We start from the raw sequence: 503 nt of genomic DNA, 5'->3' as shown, positions 1-503 counted from the left end.
ATTAAACCGATTTTATGGGAACATTTGTTATTACAAAACGAGCAAACGGAGAATTTCAATTCAATCTAAAGGCCGGTAACGGACAGACGATTTTGACAAGTGAAGGCTACAGCACTAAAGCAGGCTGTTCGAATGGTATTGAATCCGTAAGAATGAATTCGCAGGATGATAGCAGGTTTGATAAAAAGGAATCCAGCAACGGAAAACCTTATTTTAATTTAAAAGCATCCAACGGACAGATTGTGGGTAGTAGTGAAATGTATGAAAGTACTTCTGCCAGAGACAATGGTATTGCCTCTGTAAAAGTAAATGCACCAGATGCTGGGATCATTGATCACACTTTATAAATGCGTGGTTAATTTTAATAATTCATACTTTTAATCCTTGTATTTTTTTTATGATTGACATCCCAAATGAATATCTCAAAATAAAAAGTGATTACGATGATTTCTTAAATGAAGTCTTGCGTACGGTCGGAAAATTACTAACCAGAAATCAGATTC

The 503-nt window shown here is 35.0% G+C and carries 1 protein-coding gene; it reads left to right on the top strand.

Translation table 11 applies throughout. The annotated features are described in order from the left end of the window. Positions 1–14: 14 nt before the first annotated feature. Positions 15–347, top strand: a complete 333-nt coding sequence (locus SB754_RS19225; protein WP_410784015.1) for a YegP family protein — start codon at positions 15–17, stop codon at positions 345–347. Positions 348–503 lie beyond the last annotated feature (156 nt).

The sequence above is a fragment of the Leifsonia sp. SIMBA_070 genome (assembly GCF_046534635.1).
Classification (GTDB): domain Bacteria; phylum Actinomycetota; class Actinomycetes; order Actinomycetales; family Microbacteriaceae; genus Leifsonia.
The sequence above is the reverse complement of the archived record's forward strand: the minus strand, read 5'-3'. Positions and strand labels throughout refer to the sequence as shown.